The organism is Corynebacterium sp. HMSC064H12, assembly GCF_001809925.1.
In the GTDB taxonomy this organism is placed as follows: Bacteria; Actinomycetota; Actinomycetes; order Mycobacteriales; family Mycobacteriaceae; genus Corynebacterium; species Corynebacterium jeikeium_D.
Genome location: NZ_KV799352.1, coordinates 102,055 through 123,960 on the forward strand (window position 1 = coordinate 102,055; position 21,906 = coordinate 123,960).

Sequence of the window (21,906 nt, forward strand, 5' to 3'; positions counted from 1 at the left end):
GCAAATATTTCGCGTTATATTTTTATTTCTGCTGGTCTATAACCTACTGGTACGTAACCAACCACGGACGCGGCTCGATGTTCATGGTCTCCTCAGGAGTAAACATCGGCTGATCCTCGTCGATGAAGTTCTTCCACGCCTCGAAAATCTCCGGCTGCAAATCCTGCAACATGACGTTCCAGGTCTCAAACTTCTCCTGCGCGGTGCCATGGCCGTCGGCATGCAGAACGAATGCGAGCTCCGGGTGCGACAGATCCAGCGTCTCGCGGTCGCGAATCATCTGTAGCTGGAACTGGTGCAGCATCAGCATCTTCTGCGGAAGGTTGTTCTTACGAGTCAGCTCAGCCAGCCAATCAGCAACGCGGTTGACTTCTTCAGCCTTAACGTGACCAACCTGAGTCGCCGGAACCTGCCCCGGTTCCATCTTCCACTCCGGGTCCAGCGCCAGACCGACGTTTGGCATCTTCAGCAGTTCTTCGTAGAACTTGGCCTGGTCCAGGAAGTCTGCACTACCCGGCTGCAGGTCGATGATGACGTAGCCGCCGGCCTTGGTCATGGCCTCGACGTACGGCTTCAGAGTCTCAACCGGAGCTGGCTCGGAGTAGTCACCGCGTGGACCCGGGTCAGCCTGCGCGACCGAAGCGATAATCTCGAAGGCCGGCAGTACCGGGTCATCAGCGAACTTCTCGTACTGCTTCACGTAGTCCTTCGCACGTGCGACGGCATCCTCCGGATCATCCTCACCCATCACACCCAATGGAGCGACACCAGGGTGACCATACGTTGCAATCAGATGACGACCGGGGAACAGCAGTGTGCCTCCACCTGGCAGCTCCTTGACCTTGTCATCTTTGGCAAGCTCGATGGACTGATCAAACTTGTCCTTATCGCCGAAAACCTTACCCAGAGCAATCAGGGACTCGCCGTCGCGAGCAGCGGAAATCGACTCAGAGGTAGCACGCGCGTCGCCCACCGGCAACCAACTGACCTTCAGGCCAGCGGCGCGGGCCGTAGCAATGGAGGCCAAACCGGTACCCGGTGCGGCCAGTGCCAATGTGTCCTTGACCTCCTTCGGAGATCCCTTCGGCAGGGTGACGCTCTCCTGTCCCTTGTCGTCCTGCCCATCGCTGGCGCGATCCTGAGCCTCTTGGTTGGCTGCCCCATCCTTCGTTGCATCGCCCTCGACGACAGTTGGCTTCTCCGGATCCATCTCAACGACAGCGCGAGTCGGCTTCGACTCCGTCTCCTTGAGAACCTTAAACTCGGTACCGACGAGCTCCTTAAGGCCATCGGTCGTACCCGGATCCGCAATGATCTGACGGCCCTCTTCGCCAGTCAGGTCAACTGCCCCCACAGTAAGGACTGTCTTTGCGCCCAGGCGGTCAATCTCTTTTTCCACATCGGCGATATCGGCGCCAGTATCACGGCCACGAGCATCCTTCTTCGGGCTCTTGGCAGTAGTGTCATCTTCCGCATCTTCGGCAGAACCAGCCACTAGCATCGGCAGACCAGCAGCAACCGCGATGCCTGCCGCCCTACGCTGCTCAGCAGAGCCAGCCGAGGAAACGACAACCGCTTCCGAACTGTCGATCAGACTTTCCGACGCTGCGATGTCGTCGCTAAGCACCGTCGATTCAGCGTCCACCTTCTTCGTGGAAACAGCGCTGTCGGAATTTCCACACGCGACCAAGGCGCTTGACCCCAACGCCAGGCTGACCGTCAGGGCAACGGTTGCCGTCACGCGCCGCGTCATTGCGGATACTCGCACATTTACCTCCGTGAAATGATTTGATTTCAACGATTAGACTATCGAACGTCTTTGTTGAGGGAGACCTTTCACCCCAGATTAGAACCCCGGATAGGACTGGGGCTACACCCGTTTGGCAGTAGTTGCTTTTAGCTCAGACGTTTATTCCACACGTCTACCCCACACGGTTCAGTGAAAGAAAACTAGTAAGAGAGATACGAAAAGGGCCTCATCACGGCGGTGAAGCTCAGTGATGAAGCCCTACTTCGCGAACAAGCGAGGGATTCGCTTAAGCAACAAACTTAGGCAGTCTCAGCGCGAGCGTCGACCTTAACCCAGCTCATCAGGTCGCGCAGCTTGGAGCCGACCTCTTCAATCTGGTGGTTGTTGTAGGAAGCGCGCAGGTCCTCGAGCTCCTTGTTGCCGCCCTCGACGTTGGCAATCAGGCGCTTGGTGAAGGTGCCGTCCTGAATGTCAGACAAAATCTCGCGCATGTGCTGCTTGGTATCAGCGGTAATAACGCGCGGGCCAGACAGGTAGCCACCGAACTCAGCGGTGTCGGAGACCGAGTAGTTCATGTTGGCAATACCGCCCTCGAACATCAGGTCAACAATCAGCTTCAGCTCGTGCAGGCACTCGAAGTATGCCATCTCCGGCTCGTAGCCAGCTTCAACCAGAACCTCGAAACCGACCTTGACCAGTTCCTCGGTGCCACCACAGAGAACAGCCTGCTCACCGAAGAGGTCGGTCACAGTCTCTGCCTCGAAGGTGGTCGGGATAACGCCAGCGCGGGCGCCACCGATAGCTGCAGCGTAGGACAGAGCCAGGTCGCGGCCCTCGCCCTTCGGGTCCTGGTCAACGGCAATCAGGCACGGAACGCCCTTGCCATCGACGAACTGACGACGAACCAGGTGACCCGGGCCCTTCGGAGCAACCATACCGACGGTGATGTTGTCAGCCGGCTTGATGAGGTCGAAGTGGATGTTCAGACCGTGGCCGAAGAACAGCGCGTCGCCGTCCTTCAGGTTCGGCTCGATGTCCTCGCTGTAAACCTTTGCCTGGGTGGTGTCCGGAACCAGCACCATAATGACGTCTGCCCATGCAGCGGCATCTGCGTTGGACTTAACCTCGAAGCCAGCTTCCTGAGCCTTCACAGCGGACTTGGAGCCTTCACGCAGACCGATAACAACCTCGACACCGGACTCGCGCAGGTTCTGAGCGTGAGCGTGGCCCTGGGAACCGTAGCCCAGGATGGCAACCTTACGTCCCTGGATGATGGACAGATCAGCATCGTCGTCGTACAGCAGTTCAATAGCCATTAAAGTTAGCCTCTTTTCGAATCGGATTCGTTAAAAATCTTAGCGTTTAGTTGTTAGCGGGCCTGGAGCATCGGCTTCGGCCCACGTGCCATTGCGACGGTACCGGACTGAATGAGCTCACGGATACCAAACGGCTCGAGGACCTCCAGCAGGGCTACAAGCTTCGAGCGCTCACCCGTCGCCTCAATGATGACAGACTCTTGAGAAACGTCCACCACACGGGCACGGAAGAGATTGGCGGCATCGACTACCTGCGGACGATTGGTGTTGTCGCAGGAAACCTTCACCATCAGCAGTCCGCGCGACACCATGGTCTCTGGGGGCTGGCGGACCACTTTCAGCACGGGCACCAGCTTGTTCAGCTGCTTAGTAATCTGTTCGATCGGCAGCGTCTCCGTCTCAACCACGACGGTGATGCGGTTGACTCCCTCGGTCTCAGTTTCACCCGAGGTAATCGACTGGATGCTGAAACCTCGGCGGGTGAACATGCCCGCAATGCGGACCAGAATACCCGGCTCATCGAGGGTCAACACGGATAGAGTGTGCAGTTCAGCCATTTTGGGACTCACTTCCTGTTGCTTCGGATCCCGATTAGCGGGTCTTCATGGACGGGTGGTTAGCGTCGGGCTGCTTCGCGGCGTCCTCGGAGTTGTCCACAACAGTGCCGTGGATGTCAGCCGGGGCCTCAGCTGCTGAATTCTCATCGTTGAACAGCGGGCGCAGACCGCGGGCGTATTCGACCTCATCATTGGACTTGCCAGCTGCCACCATCGGCCACACCTGAGCATCCTCACCGACAATGAAGTCAATAACCACCGGTCGGTCATTAATCTCGCGTGCCTTCTTAATCGCCGCCGCGACATCTTCCTTCTTGGTCACGCGGATCGCCACGCAGCCAAGCCCCTCGGAGAGCTGGACGAAGTCCGGCAGGTAGGAGTTGTCCTCCGGGCGCAGCTTGGTGTTGGAGTAGCGCTGATCGTAGAACAGCGTCTGCCACTGACGAACCATGCCCAGATTACCGTTGTTAATCAAGGCAACCTTGATGGGAAAACCTTCCATTGCACAGGTGGTCAGCTCTTGATTGGTCATCTGGAAGCAACCATCACCGTCGATGGCCCAGACTTCCTTTTCTGGAGCAGCCGCCTTGGCACCCATCGCAGCCGGGATTGAGTAGCCCATCGTGCCGGCACCACCGGAGTTAAGCCAGGTGCGCGGGTTCTCGTACTGGACGAACTGCGCTGCCCACATCTGGTGCTGGCCGACGCCAGCGGCATAGATGGCCTCTGGACCAACGATGTCGGACAGAGTCTGAATTACAAACTGCGGAGCGATTGCACCATCAGCGGGCTCTTCCCACCCGAGGGGGAACTCGTCGCGGAGACCGTCGAGAAGCTTCAGCCAGTCGGCAATCTGCGGGCGACTAAGACCGAGCTTGGTGTAGGACTCGCTAAGTGCGGCAAGGACCTCGCGGGCATCGCCGACGATGGGAACATCAACTTCGCGGAGCTTGCCAATCTCTGCCGGGTCAATGTCGGCGTGGATTACCTTCGCGTTCGGCGCGAAGGAATTCAGATCACCGGTAACACGGTCGTCGAAACGCGCGCCAATAGTGATGAGCAGGTCGGACTTCTGCAGAGCAGCGACGGCTGACACCTTGCCGTGCATGCCCGGCATACCCATGTGCAGCGGGTGCGAGTCCGGGAATGCGCCGCGAGCCATCAGCGTGGTCACGACCGGAACCCCAGTCTGCTCGGCGAACTCGACCAGCTCCTTGGAAGCATCGGCCTTAATGACGCCACCACCGATGTAGAGCACCGGACGCTTTGCCGCAGCAATCATCTCAGCGGCTTCGTCGATCTGTCGCTGGTGCGGGGTTGTCACCGGACGGTAACCCGGCAGGTTGATCTCCGGTGGCCAGGTGAAGTCGATCATCGTGTTCTGGAGGTCCTTCGGGACATCGACCAGAACCGGACCTGGACGACCAGAAGAAGCCAGGTGGAATGCCTCAGCGAGCGCGCGCGGGATGTCCTCAGCTTCGGTGACCATGAAGTTGTGCTTCGTAATCGGCATGGTCACACCGCGGATGTCAGCCTCCTGGAAAGCGTCAGTACCCAGCAGCGGGCGACCGACCTGACCAGTGATAGCGACAACCGGAACGGAGTCCATCTGAGCATCCGCGAGCGGGGTCACCAGGTTAGTAGCACCCGGGCCGGAAGTCGCGATACAGACACCAACCTTGCCGGAAACCTGCGCGTAACCAGTGGCAGCGTGGCCAGCTCCCTGCTCGTGGCGCACCAGGACGTGACGAAGCTTCTCCGAGTCATAAATCGGATCGTAGAGCGGAAGCACTGCACCACCGGGAATACCGAAGGCTACCTCGACACCAAGCTCTTCAAGGGATCGGACAATGGCTTGTGCACCAGAAATTCGCTCGGGGGCGCTGGTGCGCGCCTTAGCCGCGAATTGGGCGGGCGATGGGGTGTGCTGCTCGTGCGCGTTCACGATTTCGCTCCTGGATCATGGTGGGCAACTACTCAACACACATTCACGCAAAGAAGCTACGAATGTGGCGTTGGCTACAACCCTAACGTCCACATAGTGAGAAGTCAATCCCGTCAATTGGACACGCCATCCGTATCACACCCCGAGCACCCACCCGATTCCAACGAGAACCCCGCCCCAACTTTGGGAATCACTCTACCCAGAAACTCCCCGACCACGACCCCGGGGACACCCAAGCCTGCACACCCAAGCCTGCACACCCGAGCCCTACACGCCCGAGCCCCGCAAGCCCCAAGTCCAAAGCTCGTCTTTATGCATAATTCTTTACCTTTAAACTCAGCGCATATTAAGGCGAACGACCTACGGTGGATGGCATGGAATTCTTGCAATACATGTTGTTACGGACATGGCAATGGGTGGCCAATAACGGCCTTGCCATCGCATGTCTGGCCATTCTGCTAATTCTTGTTCCCCGTATCCGACGTTTCGTTCTGGCAATTGCGGACGGAAACATCTCCTCTTCAGAGGAGCAGTCCAAGGGACGGCGCGCACTGATTGGCGCTGTGGTTTACATCGTCGAAGTCATTGCATACTTCGTCTTAATCATCGCGATTCTGTCGAAATTCGGAATCTCACTGACCGCCGCCGCTATCCCCGCGACGGTCGTTTCCGCCGCTGTTGGTTTTGGCGCACAGGGAGTCATCGCCGACTTCCTTGGCGGACTGTTCATCATTGCCGAGAAGCAGTACGGCATTGGCGACTGGGTTGAGTTCCACGCCCCTTCGGGGACCGTGCAGGGTGACGTGGTCAATATGACATTGCGCGCCACCACCATCCGAACCCTTAACGGCGAGGAAATCATCGTTCCGAACTCCGAGGCACGTATGTGTATCAACTACTCCTCACAGTGGTCCCGTGCTGTCGTTGAAGTTCCCGTACCGATGACCGCCGGTGGCTCCATTAAGGATTTGGAAGAGCGCACTGTCGCCGCCGCCAAGCGTGCAATCACACTGGACTCCGTCAAGGACGCAGTTCTCTCCGAGATCAAGCTGCAGTCCTCCACGGAACTCAACCCGCCAACGGTTATGGGCCTGCCGTGGACCGTCACTATGCGCTTGATTGTCGACTGCAAACCGGGCGACCAATGGCTCATCGAGCGCGCCATCCGCGCCGCAGTCATCGACACTTGGTGGGATGACTACGGCGAGCGCGCCCAACAGACTCCGTTTGCCCCCGCCGAAGAAATCACCGGCCACGTCCGTGATGACACGATGATCGAACAGCTTAGACAGGCCGATGCTAAGCAAGAGAAAAAACAACAGCTTGACGACGGCGACAGTGCTCCAACCGAAATTGTCGAAGCGGTAGCGAACACTACTGTCCAGCCGGATACCGCAGAAACCAAGCTGATGGAAACTCAGACCGTCGACAAGCAAGTCGGGAACGAGCGATCCGACCTGCCACATGCAGGTGCCAACCTCGATGATGCCCGACGCGAGCAGGAAGACAGCGGAAGCAACAATGTCATCCGCAAACTGGCTAGCCACCCTGACTGGAAGACACTCACGACGCGCCAGAAGGTTCGTCGAATCCTCTCCGCAGGTGGACGCGCTCGCGTTTCGACGATTGTGCTCTTGGTAGCCTTACTGATCCTCTTCATTTTGAACCTGATGACAGTCGAAACTGAGGACGGCCCATCTGGATGGTTGGCACCGAGCAGGTGGAGCGATCGGGTAACGACACAGGAAGAGGACCCGGAAGAGTCGTCAGCTCCGCAGTCATCGAACCAGCCGACTAGCACTACACAGAGTGTGCAGCCCACCGAGACTTCGCAGCAGACTCAGACGCCACAGAATCAGCCGTCCGAGACTTCACAGCAGCCTCAGAGCACGCAGAACCGCGCACCTTCGACCGCCACCTCCACCGAGCCGGACTCTGACCAGAGCAACACCGACAACGAGAGCTCTGGCGGATCACAGTCGACAGACTCCACTAACAACGCGGAACCGAACTCCGCTGATACGCAATAACGCGCAACCGCCCACCGTGCATTGGCGAATCCGAACTACCCGCTACAATCAAAGGCCATGACTGACTCGACTCCACAGCCAAAAATTGCGACGCAGCGATTTCGCCCACAGAAGACGCATCTGTTCATCGTTGCGTTCATGCTCGTGCTGTGTGTAATTGCCACCGGTTTTGCCCCGTGGCTGGCCGTTACCTTCCTGGCACCGTTGATTTATACGCTTTGGATTTTCCGAGTACGCACCACTGTGGGACCACGCGGTATCACCGCGGTGTACCTATTGGCCAAGCGCCGCTCGGTGCCCTGGAGCGAATTTGCGGGCATCTTCTTCAACAAGGGCGGTCGCGCCTTTGCAGTGACCAAGTCCGATGAGCGCATCGCCCTGCCGGCCATCTCTTTTAATTCGCTACCGGAGTTGAAGGAAGCCACCGGCGGTCTGATTCCAGATCCGATTGCTTCGGCTCGCATGGCGGAAAATGACAAGGTCGAGGTTTTCGACCGCGATGGCTACTCGGTAATGAAGAAGGTCAGTGAGGTTGAGGCCGATGCCAAGGCTAAAAGCGCTAAAGCCAAAGGTGCCAAGCCTAAAAGTGACACCACTGCCGAGTAACATATAAGCAGTCCACAAAGCCCCTAAATCTCATTATGCGGACACTAGTGACCACGAAATGAGACATTAGGGGCTTTTTGTGATTAATATGGATAATTAATTACCTTGCACCCTATCTAGGAAGGGCAGCCCCCATGATTCCCCTTCGCTCTAAAGTCACCACTGCCGGCCGTAATGCTGCAGGTGCGCGTTCCCTATGGCGCGCAACTGGCATGACCGATAGCGACTTCGGCAAGCCGATTATCGCAATTGCAAACTCTTACACTCAGTTCGTTCCGGGGCACGTGCACCTGAAGGACGTTGGCGACATCGTCGCAGAAGCTGTGACCGCAGCAGGCGGTGTCCCCCGTGAGTTCAACACCATTGCTGTCGATGACGGAATTGCGATGGGGCACGACGGCATGCTCTACTCGCTGCCGTCCCGTGAGATTATTGCTGACTCTGTGGAGTACATGGTCAACGCTCACACCGCTGACGCATTGGTCTGTATTTCCAACTGTGACAAGATCACGCCGGGCATGCTCAATGCGGCTCTGCGTCTGAATATCCCGGTGGTCTTCGTTTCCGGCGGGCCGATGGAATCGGGATCTTCGGTTGTTATCGATGGCGTCGTCAAGCCCGGCTCTGACCTCATCTCGGCTATTTCTGCATCCGCGAACGACAAGGTCGATGACAAGAATCTGCTCGACATCGAGCGCTCGGCGTGCCCGACCTGCGGATCGTGCTCGGGTATGTTCACCGCAAACTCGATGAACTGCCTGACCGAGGCCCTCGGCCTGTCCCTGCCGGGCAACGGTTCTACCTTGGCGACTCAGCAGGCCCGTCGCGATTTGTTCACCCGCGCCGGTGAACTGATTGTGGACTTGGCGAAGAGCTACTACCACGATGGTGACGAGTCCGTGCTGCCGCGCAACATCGCCAACCGCGATGCCTTTGTCAACGCAATGACGCTCGACGTTGCCATGGGCGGTTCCACCAACACCGTGCTGCACATTCTCGCTGCCGCACAGGAGGGCGAGATCGACTTCAATCTCTCTGACATCGACGCCATTTCCCGCCGCGTGCCTTGTCTGTCCAAGGTGGCACCGAACTCGGACTACTACATGGAGGACGTCCACCGCGCCGGCGGTATTCCAGCCATCCTCGGCGAACTGCGCCGCGCGGGCCTGCTGCAAATGAATGTCCGCTCCGTTCACTCCCCATCTCTGGAGGAACACCTGGACAACTGGGATATCCGCGGCGGCAAGGCCACTGACGAGGCGATTGAGCTGTTCCACGCAGCCCCTGGCGGTGTCCGCACCACCGAGCCGTTCTCCACGTCCAACCGCTGGGAGAGCCTAGATACGGACTCCGTAAATGGTTGCATTCGCGACTTCGACCACGCCTACACGAAGGAAGGCGGTCTGTGTGTCCTGCGCGGCAACATCGCCGAAGACGGTGCTGTCCTGAAGACCGCGGGTATCGGCGAGGATCAGTTCCACTTCGAAGGCACCGCTCGTGTCGTAGAGAGCCAGGAAGAGGCTGTCTCGGTCATCTTGAACCGCACCTTGCAGCCGGGCGAAGTTCTCTTTGTCATCTACGAGGGTCCTTCCGGTGGCCCGGGCATGCAGGAGATGCTGCACCCGACCGCATTCATCAAGGGCGCTGGCCTGGGTAAGGTCTGTGCACTGGTCACCGATGGTCGCTTCTCCGGCGGTTCCTCCGGACTGTCTATCGGCCACGTTTCCCCGGAGGCCGCTGCCGGCGGTGCAATCGGTCTCGTCCGCAACGGCGACCCGGTGTACATCGATGTCGCTGAACGACGCCTCGAAATTCAGGTGTCCGACGAGGAGCTGGCCGCTCGCCGCGATGAGGAGCTCAAGCGCGACAAGCCGTTTACTCCGCACAAGCCGCGTCCGCGCAAGGTGTCCAAGGCGCTGCGCGCATACGCCAAGATGGCGTCCAGTGCGGATAAGGGCGCGGTCCGCATTGTCGACTAGCTAGATCAAACCCGCTTAAAGGCCTGTGCTTACCGCACGGGCCTTTGGCGTTTCTAGGGTAGCTTTGCGCCCAGTCTTCCGCGTGGGCTTCACCAAATCCCGGCACTCGACGTCGGCAATCCCCTCAGCGACGTCCTCGGTGTGTGCATTTTTGCCACCCTCGGTAATGGCCGCCATTACATATCCGGGGCCAAAAACAACGGAAGAGTGCCACGAACGCCGGTTGGACCAGCCCATCTTCGCGCCTTCAGAACCGGGCAGGCCGGCAAGACCAAAATTCTGTCGATAGCCATCGGCAGCAATCGGCGACCAGTGTCGCATCGCCTCAAGCACCTCAGAATTAGGATGCTTCAGACGGAGCTGGGAAATAAAAGACACCACATCTTCCGCGGTGGTCCTCGATACTCCCCACTTTTCTCCGCCGGAGGTGTTGAACAGGCCGTACTCGGTCGCAACGGAATCGACCGATTCCGGGTACTTCCGGTAGAAGTCGGCTGCCAAATCGTCGTCGGAACGCGAAATCATCTTTTCGACGCGCTCGGCATCGTCGGCAGTGCCGTGTTCGAGCACATACTGACCGATATACAACTTAATCAGGGATAGCGCCGGCAGCGGGCGTTGCGATGCCTGGCTGCTGTACCCCACGCCCACCGGTTCGTAGCTCACCGCCATTTGCGTGCGTGGGTCAACCTCAATCAACCCTTCGGCGTTGAGGTCCATGCGTGGCAGACTCACCTGATGTGTCGGCCAGACGCTTGCCGACGAGACGGAGGCTGCAACCTCACTGTGCTCGTCGGCAGCAGCTGTCGACGGTGAGTGGATCGACGTTGTCGCGCCTATCGAAGACATGAAAAAGACCACCGCGAGGGTGGTCTTTAGTGCGTGTCTCGACTTTGGCATAGGGGGCATTGTACCCCGCCCCTAACCGAGAACCTAGTTTAGGCCGCTCGACTGTTTGTGTAGCTGCGAACTGCCTTAGCCAACAAACGGCAGCGTGCTGGTCGTCAGCCACCACAGGCCAATTGCTGCAGCGATGGACAGAATTCCGAAGATCCAAGACGATGCCAGTGGGCGACGAGCCCAGCCGCGTCCGAAGTCGATACCGATGCGGCCCGGACCGGTGAACTGCAAGCCAAGTGCCATGGCGGTCATCAACAGTTGTAGCTGAAGGTTGCTGGAATCCTGGCCGACGATATTCACGCCATTGGCAGAGGTAGCCACATCAAACATGCTGAGGTAGGCGGACAATGCCAGCGCCAATGCTGCGGCCAGCGGTGTCGCAAGCCCTAAGATGAGCAGGGCACCCGCGATGAGCTGAACCGTTGGGATGGCAGTGGCCATCACAGGGCCGAGGGCGAAGTTGTTCTGGCTAAACTGTGTCTCCAGCGCAGTGGTGCCACCGGAGTTACCCCAGCCGAGCAGCGTTGTCAGGCCATGGACCAACAACAGCGCACCCAATCCAAGACGCAGCAGCAGAAGGCCGAAATCGGTGGTGCCGCGACGGTGCTCCGGTTCGTTGTCGTCGTAAAAGTCCGTGTCTTCATCGTCGTCAGCAGCGGCGGTAGTCGTAGCAGCAGTTGCCCCGGCGGCCCCTACGCCTGCTCCTGCAACACCAGCGGCACCAGCGGTATCGCGAGAGGCAGCCGGTTCAGCGAAATCCGATTCATCGAAATACTGAGTCTCAGCTGCGGAATTGCGTGCAGAGCCATAGGTTGACTCCGCCTCATCGTCGAATGCTGACTGTGCTTCCGACTTATTTGCGGCAGTTCCCGCTGCGGACGCTGCTGCTGCTTCAGAAGCCGAGAAGGCTTGCGTCGGCTGACTGAAATCCTCATCTGAATCAACGCGCTCGCTACGGGCCGGCTGCTCAAAGATTTCGGTCGCCTCCGACTCCGGGGCTACCTCCGACTCTTTATCGGCCGCGGGTGCCAATTCAGTTTCGGCCTGTTCATCCCGCGGCGAAGGCTTACCGGCAGGGCTAATCACCTGAGGTGCCGTGCGGCCTGCAGCGGCGTAGGCGTCGTAGCGCTTCTTCGGGGCTTCCTGAACTTCAGGCTCCGGCTCGGGGCTCGGCTCAGTCACTGTTTCTGTTTCAGACTCGGTTTCCACCTCGGCTTCAGCACCGCTATCGGTCTCGGCTTCCGGCGGCAGGTTTTCTTGGTCTACCTCCGCCTCCGACTCCTCCTCTACGCGCTTTTCCGGCACACCCGGAAAAATCTGCGTTGCGGTGTTGTCGCTGTCGTCACGGTTTGTTTCTTCGTTCATTGGCTCAGCGAGCTTGCGGTAGGTCGGGACGTCGAGATCGTCATCGAATCCGTCCTCCACATTCTCGAGGGCGCGGTCGTTCGGGTACTTCTCTGAGTCGCTCACATCGTCCACATTAAAACTACTGCCTCACTTTTGGTCGCAGGCGTGGCCGGGAAACGAGGCTGTATTGTGTATGCCTATGGGATTCCACCTCGTCCACACCAGCAGTGCACAGGCTCGCGCTCGCGGGCGGCGTCGTCGTGCTGCGCTCGCCGCTGGTGTCGTCGGGATGGTCTCTCTTTCCGGCTGCATGAGTGCCTCGAGCGCGCTTGAGTCACCGTTTACTGAAGACAAGTCGGAACCGACAGGCATTGCCATGCCGAAGTTTTCCTCCCCTGATTTGCCCTCTACCCCGGTCCCAACCACGGAAAGCAAAGCCAAAGACAAAGGTCCCTGCGACCTCGACGATGTCACTCTCGCGGCCTGCCTACCGCTTACCACCGCGCTAGCCTCAACCGGCCCTGGGGAGGCTCTCGTCGCCACCGACGACGGTGCACTCACCGTTGTCGCACCGGGTAAGACACCGCGTGAGGTCGCACGGCTCGGCGCCCCTGCAAAACAACTGCTGCCCAGTCCCTCGGTTGAAGAGGACCGTCAGGTCTTTGTTTTGCGTAACGACGACACCATTGCGCGCGTCACCCTCGTGGAGGGCAGCACCGCTGATGTGCGCGAACTTCCGGACCTCAGCGAGCCCGGCATTCTCGGAATCTATTTTGACCGAACTTCGGACACCCTGTCCCCGCGCAAATTGCTCGTGGGAGATCCAGGCATTGAGTTTCAGCAGTTCTGCCATGGTCCGGACGGAATGCCGCCGTTGGCAACCGCCATTCTCGACGGCACCCCACAGCTGGTTCAGCTCACCGGCCCTGTGATTAATCCCCTCGGCGGTGTGGACCTGAACGATTCCATCGGTGGATGCGCAGTGATGGGTGACCGCGTGGTCATTGCCATCCCAGACGCGCAGAAGGTCATCTCCATGCCGGTGGGTCCGAAGTCAAGTGGGCCCGACGCGGCGTGGGAGGTCAAGGGTTCCCCTGAAGTGCTTGTCGACGGCGACTTCGGCCACATCTCGTATGTAGCGGCTGTCGCAGCAAATCAGGGTATTGAAGTTTGGGGTGCCACGACCAACAAAACCGCCGGGGCACAACCGTCGGAGTCCGACGAGCGCGTCGTCAGACTGCCGAGCGATGGTGCCGCCGGCGGTTCCCCGGATTAGCTTTCAGGGAGGCTAGCTCAGCTTCTTCGCAATCAGCTGGTTGACCTGAGCCGGGTCTGCCTTGCCGCGGGTGGCCTTCATGACCTGCCCCACGATGGCACCGACGACCTTCTTGTTGCCAGCTCGGTACTTCTCGACGATGTCCGGGTTAGCAGCCAGTGCATCGTCGACGGCCTTCTCAATAGCACCGTCGTCGCGAACGACCTCCAGGCCACGGGCAGCAACGACCTCATCAACATCGCCCTCGCCTGCGAGCACGCCGTCAACGGCCTTACGGGCCAGCTTGTTGGTCAGCTTGCCCTCTTCAATCAGTGCAATCACACGTGCAACCTGTGCCGGGGTAATCGCGAGCTCAGCCAGCTCCACGCCTGCCTCGTTGGCCTTCTGCGCCAGGTAAGCGACCCACCAGGAACGAGCCTCAGCCGGGCCGGCACCAGCCTCAACGGTGTCGACAATCAGGTCGAGAGCGCCGGCGTTAACCAGGTCGCGCATTTCCTCGTCCTTCAGACCCCACTCTTCCTGAATACGGGCACGACGCACCCACGGCAGCTCCGGCAGAGTTGCGCGGATTTCCTCCACCCACTCACGCGGCGCAATCACAGGTGGCAGATCCGGGTCGTTGAAGTAGCGGTAATCCGACTGCGATTCCTTCGGGCGGCCCTTGGAGGTCGTGCCGTCGGTCTCCTGGTAGTGGCGGGTTTCCTGAACGATCTCCTCGCCATTAGTAATCGCAGCAGCCTGGCGCTGCATCTCGTAGCGAACAGCCTGTTCAACCGACTTCAGGGAGTTGATGTTCTTAGTCTCGGTACGAGTGCCGAACTCCTCCTGGCCGATTGGGCGCAGGGAAACGTTGGAGTCCACACGCATCGAGCCCTGGTCCATGCGGGCATCGGAGACACCGAGGGACTTCACCAGGTCACGCAGCGCAGAAACGTACGCACGAGCAACCTCTGGGGCACGCTCCCCTGCACCGAGAATTGGCTTAGTAACGATCTCAATCAGCGGAATACCTGCGCGGTTGCAGTCCACCAGCGAACGCGTGGCGCCGTGAATACGACCATCGGCACCGCCCAAGTGCGTCAGCTTGCCGGTGTCTTCTTCCATGTGAGCGCGCTCGATTTCGACACGGAACTCCGTGCCGTCGTCAAGCTGAACGTCAAGATATCCGTCGTAGGCGATTGGTTCGTCGTACTGCGAAATCTGGTAGTTCTTCGGCTGGTCCGGGTAGAAGTAGTTCTTGCGCGCGAAGCGGGAGGACTCAGCAATCTCGCAGTTCAGCGCCAGGCCAATCTTGATGGCCCACTCAACGCCCTGACGGTTAACCACAGGCAGCGCGCCAGGTAGGCCGAGGCTGCAGGGATCGACGTTGCTATTCGGCTCGGCACCAAAGTGCGCCGAGGAGGAGGAGAACATCTTGGTATTCGTCGAGAGCTCGACGTGAACCTCCATGCCCATTACCGGGTCAAAACGTTCGAGGACCTCATCAAAGTCCATCAAGTCATCAGCGTATGCAGCGGTCATGTTTGTAGAGTCTACTAGCGATGGCCCCGCAGGCGTGCCCTAGGGTATAAGTCGTGCCCGGAGTTAACGAACACCCACCGATTCCACCGACGTCAGCACGCGATACGCCAACGTTCCGCGACGCCGCTGACCGCCACCGCGCAGGCGCTACTTTCGACAACGACCTGCAGGAAAGCGCCGACGGAGCCACGGGCTACCACCGCGTGCGCCCCGGATATCCTCCAACCGTCATCGAAGCGCTTACCCGTCTCGCACCGCACCCACAGGTAGTCGCCGATATCGGCGCCGGCACTGGGAAGCTCACCGCCTCGCTTGCCGACGTCTACCGCGATGCCACCCTGCTGGCACTCGATCCCTCCACCGCGATGCGGCAAGCACTGATGCACAATGTGCCAGCGGCGGAATGCCTGGAAGGCACTGCGGAGCGCACGGGACTGGAGTCCAACAGCGTCGATGTAGCAACATGTGCGCAGACATGGCACTGGGTGGACCCGACAGCTGCAAGTAAAGAACTCACTCGGGTGCTACGCGCGGATAGCGTGGCTATGTTGGTGTGGAACACCTTGGATGTTTCCGTACCGTGGGTGCATCGGCTCAGCCGCATAATGCACGCCGGCGACGTGTTGCGTCCCGGCTTCTACCCCGAGGTTGGCCCGGAGCTGGAGCTAGTCGATGAGGTGCGTCTGGCCTGGGAGCAGACACTGACCATCGAGGACATCGTGCTGCTGGCACGAACCCGTTCCTATTGGCTTCGTTCCAAGCCCGCCACTCGCGCCAAGGTGGAGGCGAACTTGCATTGGTATCTCCACGAACACTTGGGGCACACATACGAAGAAGGCATCGCCCTTCCCTACCGGTGCGATGCCTTCTATTTTCGAGCTGCCTAAATTTTCGAGCTGCCTAGTCGCGCTAGTTACTTTTCTTTCTTCGGCTTAGGGTGAGCCACGCGCTTGAATGCATTCTTAGTCTGTCCGGCAAGCTTCTTCGGCGCAGTGGCTGTGGCCTCGCCTGGGAAGGAGTCCCTCGCGGTCTCGCGAGGATTGTCATCATCGGAGGCTTCCTCGATTTCGGAAAGTTTCTCCAGGCGCTCATTATCCTTTTCTACGATGCGCTCGGCGTCATCCTCGGTGAATTCAACATTATCGTCGCTGACCAGTTCCTCGACGATGTCGTCGCGGACGCTCTCCTGAAGATCGACGTTGGAAATGTTGGAGTTGGCCAAAGCGCGGTCGAGCTTCTTCTGATCGGCGGTGGTGAACTTCTTGTTCGGGTGCATCTTCCGGCGTGCGAGCTTACGGATACGGCCGCGACGCTTCGACTCCTCCATCAGCTTGTTACGTCCAGCCAGGTACGCACCACACAGAATCACGATAAGAGCGATACCGACGTAGCCAAGGGCCGGGTAGATGGAGCCAACCAGGGCCTTGAACCCAAAGAAACTTAGGCCAAAACCAATCAGCACCGTCACGATGAATACCAGGCGGAAACGCTGCGGGGTATTGCGTGTTAGGCGGCGGCCCAGCGCGTAGAACATGCCAATGGCCGTGTTGAAAATCATGGCGTAGATGATGATTGCCATCACGGTACCCAGGACCGGGTGGATGTCATTGACGATTGCCAGGGTCGGCATATCTTCGTGGCCAACATCCTTGACCTTGAAGAAGAGGGCAAAGGTCACCAGCGTCAGCAGACCTGCATAGATGCTCCCGCCCATGAGACCACCGATGCCAGCTTCACGCGGGTTCAGGTAGCTACCGCCGATGACAATCGACATCGATACGGCCACCATCACACAGAAACCGACATAGTTCAGGGCAGAAATAGACCAGTGTGGCAGCGATGTCGACAGTTCATTGGTGTACTGCGCGGCCTCCGACATCGACGTGTCGGTGGTGAACAAAGTGTAGATACCGGCTCCAAGCAGGAACACGATAATGAATGGAGTGATCATGCCAATCACGCGGCTGACCTTGTCGGCATCCAGCATGCCTACACCCAAAGTCAGGGCAACCATGATGACGGCGCCAATCCACACCTCAAGTCCGAACTGCTGGTTCAAGTTCGCACCGGCACCGGCGAACATGACGAAGCCGGTACAGAACAGCGTGATCATCACGGCGATATCCAAAATCTTCGAAACCCAACTGCGGGTGATTACGTCGAAGACCTCGGAGTGCTCATCAGCCTGCAAGTAGCTGGCAATTGACAGCACTGCCAGGCCACTGGCAATCATCACGACGGAGGCAAGTACCACGCCCCACAAGCCGTTAGTGCCAAATGCCACGAAGTACTGCATCATTTCCTGGCCGGATGCGAATCCGGCACCGACAGTTAGGCCGACAAAGGCCATCGCGATTGTTGTGGCTCTTTTCCACATAACGAGAAAATCCTAAATATAAGTCTATTTTTCAAAAACCGGAACCTTACAAAGCATACTGCCCGAGCTGGTGATTGATACACCAGCTCGGGCAGTATGCCTATTTTGTTACGAAGATGTGCCTAAATGTTTAGCAACGCGTGCTTAACCGACGCGTTTAACCAAACAGCGCAGCAGCTGCGCGGTAACGGCCATCCGGCACAACCTTCAACTCAGCAACCGCATCGTCGATGTCGATACGCTCGATGTTCTCACCGTGCAGAGCGACGATCTTGCCGAAGTCCCCCTCGTGTACTGCTCGGGTGGCGTGGACACCGTAGCGGGTAGCAAGCACGCGGTCGTACGCAGTCGGCGTACCGCCACGCTGAATGTGACCCAGCACCGTGGTGCGAACGTCGTACCCGGTGCGCTTCTTAATCTCCGCACCAATAACCTGACCAATGCCGTTGAAGGTTTGGTGGCCGAACTGGTCGACACCGCCCTCTTCGTACTCCATGGTGCCCGGCTTCGGGGTGGCGCCCTCAGCGACGACGATAATGCCGTACTTCTCACCCATCTGGAAACGGCGCTCCATCGACTTCACAATCTCGTTGATGTCGAATGGCTTTTCCGGAATGACAATGTGGTGAGCACCGCCGGCCATACCCGCATGCAAAGCGATCCAGCCCACGTGTCGACCCATGACCTCAACAATCATGACGCGCTGGTGGGATTCCGCAGTGGTGTGCAGACGGTCAACCGCGTCGGTGGCAACAGCCACAGCCGTGTCGAAACCGAAGGTGTAGTCCGTACCGTTGACGTCATTATCAATAGTCTTCGGAACACCGACGACCGGCACCCCATTGTCCGAAAGCCACTTGCCGGCCTTCAGCGTACCTTCGCCACCGATTGGGATCAGGGCATCGATGCCCGCATCAGAGAGATTTTCCTTGATGCGGTCGAGGTTAGACATGAGAATGTCCGGATGCACGCGGCCGGTGCCCAGCATCGTGCCGCCACGCAGCAGCATACGGTCAATCCGCTCATCGTCGTAAAGCTGGACCCTACGGTCTTCCATAAGACCAATCCAACCGTCCTCAAAACCGACGACGGTTGAGCCGTACTCGCTCGAGCTGGTACGGACAATTGCACGGATAACGGCATTCAGACCGGGACAATCTCCACCGGAGGTAAGGGTCGCAATTCGCATGATGCCCACCTTAGTCGCGTTAGTCAGTTCGTGCTTGACGGCCTTGGTCGAAACTACTTCTGCAGGTACTCCTGCCCTGGTAGCTCAGACGGTAGCTCCATCTTCGTCGTCACCTCCGACGCCGGCACAAGACCATATTCCTCGAGCGCCTTGCGCACGTACTCTGCGGCATCGACGTTCAGCGGAGACTCCGTCCACAATGCAATCGGCAGGTTAATAAAGCGGTTCTCCTTGACCGCCTCGAGATCCTTCGTTGCCGGATTCGTGCGCAAAACCTTGATTTTCTCTTCGAAGGTCTGACCTGGGTAGTCCACAAGCGCGATGAAGTCAGGATTCATCTCCGCGACATGCTCCCAGGAGGTCGTAGTCCAAGTGTCCTTAATCGACTCGGTCGCATTGATTGCACCGGCCTTTTCCAGGATGCCCTGCGGTGCGCCAAAGGAACCCGAGGTAATTGGTGCTTCACCGACAGAATCAAAGAGGAAGCCCACTGGCTTCTTATCTCCCTTTGGCGCGGCATCCAGGGCTTGCAGTCGGTTATCAATATCTGCAATAACCTTGTCGCCCTCACCGTCGTGTCCGGTCAAGGTAGCGATATTCTTCAAATCAATTTTGACAGCTTCCCACGGATCCACCAGACCACGAGTATGCCCCGGGTCGCCACTGCCTTCCTTGCCCGCCGAGGCTGCGTCACCAGTACGGCAAGATTCCGTCAGGGTGTAGGCACCGATACCGTGCTCGGAAAGCGATTCCGGGGTAATGCCCTTGTCTTCACTAAAGCCATAGCCCCAGCCCGCCAGCATCACATCCGGTTCGGCCGCAATGACCTGCTCCAGATTCGGGTATTCCTTCGCAACTTCTGGCTTCTGCGCAATTGCATCGCCATAAGCTGCGGTCAACACCGGCAGATGCGAGGCCATAGAGCTCACCGCTGTGATCTCATCCGCAGCACCGACAGCCAGCGCCAGCGAAGCAATATTGCCGTCATTAATCAGCAGCTTTTTAGCTACACCCGGGTAGCTGACTTCTTCACCGCAGTTGGTGAGGGTAAGGCCTGACGACGAGGCCTGCGTTCCCTCATCAGAGCCACAGGCGGCGGCTCCGAATGCCAGAGCAGCCACAGCGATACCAGCTGCTGAGGCACGAAGGGGACGTCGGAAAGCATGTGCGTTATTCAAGGGAGTACTCCTAGTTGATGGTGGCAGCATCCAGCTCGCTATCGATTGCGAGGTGGCGGCGGCCAGCGGGGGAATTGAGCTGACAGGATTCAACCTGAAAGATTTGGGCGACAAAGTCGCGGGTAAGCACTTCTGCGGGAATGCCGTCGGCCGCGATACCGCCGTCCGCGACCACGATGACGCGGTCGAAGTGGTTCATCACCAGGTCCAAGTCGTGGATCGCGGCAATGACACACGCTCCGCTGGAGCGGGCCAGACGGAGGACGGATTGTTGATGGCGCACGTCGAGGTGGTTAGTGGGCTCGTCGAGAAGCATGATTGGCGAGTCCTGGGCGATGGCACGCGCCAGACACACGCGACGACGTTGCCCACCCGAGAGTTGCCCACACAGGCGTTGCGCAACCGCTTCCAACCCCACGAGCTCCAGCGCACGGTCGACGTGGGAATTGTCCTCGGCGGTGTTGCCACCAAAAAGGCGCTGGTAGGGCAAGCGCCCCAGGGAGACAAAGTCGCGCACGCGCATTTCGGCGGGTGGAACCTCGTTTTGCGCGACGAAAGCCAGATCGCGGGCGCGGTGCTTCGAGCTGATTGAGCTCATCGATTTGCCGTTAATCTCGACCTCGCCCGTGGCCGGTTTCGTGATTCCACCGAGCGCACGCAGCAACGTGGATTTACCCGCGCCGTTAACACCAATGATGGCGGTCATGGGTTCTGCACCGAAGTTGAGGTTGACTCCGCTGACAATGGTGCGCCCAGCGATATCACAGCGCATATCTTTAGCGGCGAGTACAGATTTTGGTAGAGCGCTCATTTACTCAGCACCTCCGTAGCTGTAGTGCGAGCGGCTCATGAGGTAGAGGAAAAGTGGTGCGCCAACCAATCCCGTGACTACTCCCAGCGGCATTTCCTGGCTTCCGCCCACTACGCGCGCGATGATGTCCACCCAGATGAGAAACAGTCCACCCATGAGGGCAGCAACCGGTAGGACAACGCGGTGCGTGGCCCCTACCAAGATGCGGGTCAAGTGTGGAATCACCAGGCCGACAAACCCGATGCCGCCAGAGACCGCAACGAGCGTGCCAACGAGGACAGCCTGGAGCACAAATACCTGTGTGCGTAGCCGAGAAACATCAATACCTACGGCCGCTGCGGTGCTCTCACCAGTTGCCAGCGCATCCAGATGACGGGCTTTGACCAGGAAAAACAACAGTACTGCGATGAGGACAATGAGCGGGAAGAGCGTCTTCAGCCATGTCGCACCGGCAACAGAGCCCAGCATCCAAAACATCACAGACTGCGCGGCCCTCGGGTCTGGCCCAGCGAAGACCATGAAGCTACTCAGCGCGGAAAATGCAGCGGAGAGAACAACGCCAGAGAGCACCAAACGCAGCGGAGTCAGCCCACCGCCTGCAGTGGCGAAAGCACCGACCGCGAGGGTGGCCATTACTGCACCGAGGAGTGCACCGAATGTCAGCGGCGCGATGGGGCTACCGGAGAAAGCACCAAAGATAATCACCGCGGTCGCACCGGCACCGGCGCCGGCGGAAATACCTAGCAGATATGGGTCTGCCAACGGGTTACGGACCAATGTTTGCATAGCCACACCGGAGACAGCTAGCCCCGCCCCTACAATCGCTGCGAGAATTCCCCGGGGAGCGCGGAGATTCCAGACGATGGTGTCCGAACTGGCGGGCACAGATTCATCGAGCTCAATGCCGAAGATGTGATGCGAAATGACCTGTGTCGTGGTGGACCAGGTGATATCCGCCGAGCCGAAGACCACCGCAGCGACCAGACTGACGGCAATGGCTATGACAATGACCAGCCCATAGATCCAAGGCATAAACCGCGGTGGGTTTTTAAATCTAACTCTCTCCATGTTTGCGTTCCTGCGTATGTATGAAACTCTCCCCGACACGACAACAACCGCCGCTC

The 21,906-nt window shown here is 58.7% G+C and carries 17 protein-coding genes; 5 read left to right on the forward strand and 12 right to left on the reverse strand.

The genetic code is table 11. From position 1 onward, the window contains the following. Positions 1-43: 43 nt before the first annotated feature. The 4 genes from HMPREF2681_RS08160 to HMPREF2681_RS08175 all read right to left on the reverse strand — a co-directional run bounded on the left by HMPREF2681_RS08160 (position 44) and on the right by HMPREF2681_RS08175 (position 5,568). Complete coding sequence (locus HMPREF2681_RS08160) at positions 44-1,768, reverse strand: hypothetical protein (protein ID WP_049172104.1); 1,725 nt, start codon at positions 1,766-1,768, stop codon at positions 44-46. Between the two features lie 281 nt (positions 1,769-2,049). Next, positions 2,050-3,066 (reverse strand): ketol-acid reductoisomerase, encoded by a 1,017-nt coding sequence (gene ilvC / locus HMPREF2681_RS08165; protein ID WP_038628558.1) that lies wholly within the window; start codon positions 3,064-3,066, stop codon positions 2,050-2,052. 53 nt (positions 3,067-3,119) lie between these two features. Beyond that, complete coding sequence (gene ilvN, locus HMPREF2681_RS08170; RefSeq protein WP_048735338.1) at positions 3,120-3,623, reverse strand: acetolactate synthase small subunit; 504 nt, start codon at positions 3,621-3,623, stop codon at positions 3,120-3,122. Between the two features lie 34 nt (positions 3,624-3,657). Then, entirely contained in the window at positions 3,658-5,568 is a 1,911-nt protein-coding gene (locus HMPREF2681_RS08175; protein ID WP_049172103.1) for an acetolactate synthase large subunit, read from the reverse strand. A gap of 374 nt (positions 5,569-5,942) precedes the next feature. Here HMPREF2681_RS08175 and HMPREF2681_RS08180 point away from each other — a divergent pair, with 374 nt between their 5' ends. The 3 genes from HMPREF2681_RS08180 (at position 5,943) to ilvD (ending at position 10,183) form a co-directional block, all read left to right on the forward strand. Then, complete coding sequence (locus HMPREF2681_RS08180; protein WP_070546847.1) at positions 5,943-7,598, forward strand: mechanosensitive ion channel family protein; 1,656 nt, start codon at positions 5,943-5,945, stop codon at positions 7,596-7,598. Positions 7,599-7,655: 57 nt separating this feature from the next. Further along, complete coding sequence (locus HMPREF2681_RS08185) at positions 7,656-8,204, forward strand: PH domain-containing protein (RefSeq protein ID WP_070437865.1); 549 nt, start codon at positions 7,656-7,658, stop codon at positions 8,202-8,204. Between the two features lie 134 nt (positions 8,205-8,338). Further along, the gene (ilvD, locus tag HMPREF2681_RS08190; protein WP_070546729.1) at positions 8,339-10,183 is read left to right on the forward strand and encodes a dihydroxy-acid dehydratase; all 1,845 of its coding nucleotides are present in this window, start codon (positions 8,339-8,341) and stop codon (positions 10,181-10,183) included. A 15-nt stretch (positions 10,184-10,198) separates the two neighbouring features. Here the strand turns inward: ilvD and HMPREF2681_RS08195 are convergent, their stop codons facing one another. Next, the gene (locus HMPREF2681_RS08195; protein WP_239271932.1) at positions 10,199-11,083 is read right to left on the reverse strand and encodes a hypothetical protein; all 885 of its coding nucleotides are present in this window, start codon (positions 11,081-11,083) and stop codon (positions 10,199-10,201) included. 75 nt (positions 11,084-11,158) lie between these two features. Next, complete coding sequence (locus HMPREF2681_RS08200; RefSeq protein WP_239271930.1) at positions 11,159-12,553, reverse strand: DoxX family membrane protein; 1,395 nt, start codon at positions 12,551-12,553, stop codon at positions 11,159-11,161. A gap of 76 nt (positions 12,554-12,629) precedes the next feature. Between HMPREF2681_RS08200 and HMPREF2681_RS08205 the strand changes: the two genes are divergently transcribed. Continuing rightward, positions 12,630-13,706: a glucose dehydrogenase gene (locus HMPREF2681_RS08205; protein ID WP_224783716.1), complete on the forward strand. Its 1,077-nt coding sequence runs from the start codon at positions 12,630-12,632 to the stop codon at positions 13,704-13,706. 12 nt (positions 13,707-13,718) lie between these two features. Here the strand turns inward: HMPREF2681_RS08205 and gatB are convergent, their stop codons facing one another. Next, a complete protein-coding gene (gene gatB / locus HMPREF2681_RS08210) occupies positions 13,719-15,227 on the reverse strand; it encodes an Asp-tRNA(Asn)/Glu-tRNA(Gln) amidotransferase subunit GatB (protein WP_016422487.1) in 1,509 nt (502 codons plus the stop codon). A gap of 53 nt (positions 15,228-15,280) precedes the next feature. On the opposite strand from gatB, the gene HMPREF2681_RS08215 reads away from it, so the two are divergent. Further along, a complete protein-coding gene (locus HMPREF2681_RS08215; RefSeq protein ID WP_049194081.1) occupies positions 15,281-16,114 on the forward strand; it encodes a class I SAM-dependent methyltransferase in 834 nt (277 codons plus the stop codon). Positions 16,115-16,140: 26 nt separating this feature from the next. On the opposite strand, the gene HMPREF2681_RS08220 is transcribed toward HMPREF2681_RS08215, so the two are convergent. From HMPREF2681_RS08220 to HMPREF2681_RS08240, 5 genes are all read right to left on the reverse strand, one after another. Next, positions 16,141-17,604: a membrane protein gene (locus HMPREF2681_RS08220; RefSeq protein ID WP_049172094.1), complete on the reverse strand. Its 1,464-nt coding sequence runs from the start codon at positions 17,602-17,604 to the stop codon at positions 16,141-16,143. Between the two features lie 157 nt (positions 17,605-17,761). Beyond that, the gene (locus HMPREF2681_RS08225) at positions 17,762-18,793 is read right to left on the reverse strand and encodes an ATP-dependent 6-phosphofructokinase (RefSeq protein ID WP_038628534.1); all 1,032 of its coding nucleotides are present in this window, start codon (positions 18,791-18,793) and stop codon (positions 17,762-17,764) included. A 53-nt stretch (positions 18,794-18,846) separates the two neighbouring features. Then, positions 18,847-19,971 (reverse strand): ABC transporter substrate-binding protein, encoded by a 1,125-nt coding sequence (locus HMPREF2681_RS08230; RefSeq protein WP_049172092.1) that lies wholly within the window; start codon positions 19,969-19,971, stop codon positions 18,847-18,849. 10 nt (positions 19,972-19,981) lie between these two features. After that, positions 19,982-20,782 carry an ABC transporter ATP-binding protein gene (locus HMPREF2681_RS08235; RefSeq protein WP_049172090.1) on the reverse strand — a complete coding sequence of 267 codons (801 nt, stop codon included), beginning with the start codon at positions 20,780-20,782 and terminating at the stop codon, positions 19,982-19,984. Then, positions 20,783-21,850: a FecCD family ABC transporter permease gene (locus HMPREF2681_RS08240; RefSeq protein WP_370449368.1), complete on the reverse strand. Its 1,068-nt coding sequence runs from the start codon at positions 21,848-21,850 to the stop codon at positions 20,783-20,785. Positions 21,851-21,906 lie beyond the last annotated feature (56 nt).